Source organism: Sanguibacter gelidistatuariae (genome assembly GCF_900096585.1).
Taxonomy (GTDB): Bacteria; Actinomycetota; Actinomycetes; order Actinomycetales; family Cellulomonadaceae; genus Sanguibacter; species Sanguibacter gelidistatuariae.
This window is the reverse complement of record NZ_FMYH01000018.1, coordinates 1-1,953: the sequence shown is the minus strand read 5'-3', so window position 1 is coordinate 1,953 and position 1,953 is coordinate 1. Positions and strand designations below refer to the sequence as shown.

Here is a 1,953-nt window from a genome sequence, read left to right as displayed (position 1 = left end):
GTACTTCCATGACCGGCCAAGCCGGCATCCATAGTCAATGTTCCACCCGTGAGCAACCACCCACCCCCTCATTCGGAGAGTGGACGTGGCCACCTGACCACCCCGAGGTAGTCCCCGGAAGCGCCAGCGTGTAGCTCCTTAGAAAGGAGGTGATCCAGCCGCACCTTCCGGTACGGCTACCTTGTTACGACTTAGTCCCAATCGCCAATCCCACCTTCGACGGCTCCATCCCACAAGGGGTTAGGCCACCGGCTTCGGGTGTTACCGACTTTCGTGACTTGACGGGCGGTGTGTACAAGGCCCGGGAACGTATTCACCGCAGCGTTGCTGATCTGCGATTACTAGCGACTCCGACTTCATGGGGTCGAGTTGCAGACCCCAATCCGAACTGAGACCGGCTTTTTGGGATTCGCTCCACCTCGCGGTATCGCAGCCCTTTGTACCGGCCATTGTAGCATGCGTGAAGCCCAAGACATAAGGGGCATGATGATTTGACGTCATCCCCACCTTCCTCCGAGTTGACCCCGGCAGTCTCCTATGAGTCCCCACCATAACGTGCTGGCAACATAGGACGAGGGTTGCGCTCGTTGCGGGACTTAACCCAACATCTCACGACACGAGCTGACGACAACCATGCACCACCTGTACACCAGTCCGAAGACGCACACATCTCTGCATGATTCCGGTGTATGTCAAGCCTTGGTAAGGTTCTTCGCGTTGCATCGAATTAATCCGCATGCTCCGCCGCTTGTGCGGGCCCCCGTCAATTCCTTTGAGTTTTAGCCTTGCGGCCGTACTCCCCAGGCGGGGCACTTAATGCGTTAGCTGCGGTACGGAACTCGTGGAATGAGCCCCACACCTAGTGCCCAACGTTTACGGCATGGACTACCAGGGTATCTAATCCTGTTCGCTCCCCATGCTTTCGCTCCTCAGCGTCAGTAGTGGCCCAGTGACCTGCCTTCGCCATCGGTGTTCCTCCTGATATCTGCGCATTCCACCGCTACACCAGGAATTCCAGTCACCCCTACCACACTCTAGTCTGCCCGTACCCGATGCAAGCTCAAGGTTGAGCCTTGAGTTTTCACACCAGACGCGACAAACCGCCTACGAGCTCTTTACGCCCAATAATTCCGGACAACGCTTGCACCCTACGTATTACCGCGGCTGCTGGCACGTAGTTAGCCGGTGCTTCTTCTGCAGGTACCGTCACTTTCGCTTCTTCCCTACTGAAAGAGGTTTACAACCCGAAGGCCTTCATCCCTCACGCGGCGTCGCTGCATCAGGCTTTCGCCCATTGTGCAATATTCCCCACTGCTGCCTCCCGTAGGAGTCTGGGCCGTGTCTCAGTCCCAGTGTGGCCGGTCGCCCTCTCAGGCCGGCTACCCGTCGACGCCTTGGTGAGCCATTACCTCACCAACAAGCTGATAGGCCGCGAGTCCATCCTTGACCGAAAAACTTTCCAGACACAGACCATGCGGTCGCATCTCATATCCGGTATTAGACGTCGTTTCCAACGCTTATCCCAGAGTCAAGGGCAGGTTACTCACGTGTTACTCACCCGTTCGCCACTGATCAACCAGAGCAAGCTCCGATATCACCGTTCGACTTGCATGTGTTAAGCACGCCGCCAGCGTTCGTCCTGAGCCAGGATCAAACTCTCCGTAAATGTTTGATATCAACCAGTCGAAACCAGTTAACAACCATACGAAGCAAGCACCCCTGCAAAGAGGCACTTGATTAATCAAGGCTACAAACCGAAAACTTGCGTTTTCAATTCATACCAAATAAACCTTGCTGCGAATCAGCCACCAGATCGAAGACCCAGCAACCAACACCAGACAAGGGGTCTTGGCATTGACTATTAAGCACACTGTTGAGTTCTCAAGGAGCGGACGCGCACCACTTCCAGACCGCTAAGGTCCTTCTCTTGGGGCAACCGTTCAAACTTACCCG

The 1,953-nt window shown here is 55.5% G+C and carries 1 rRNA gene; it reads right to left on the bottom strand.

Annotation, left to right across the window (positions count from 1 at the left end):
- Positions 1-142: 142 nt before the first annotated feature.
- A 16S ribosomal RNA gene (locus BLQ50_RS18145) occupies positions 143-1,666 on the bottom strand.
- Between the last annotated feature and the right edge of the window lie 287 nt (positions 1,667-1,953).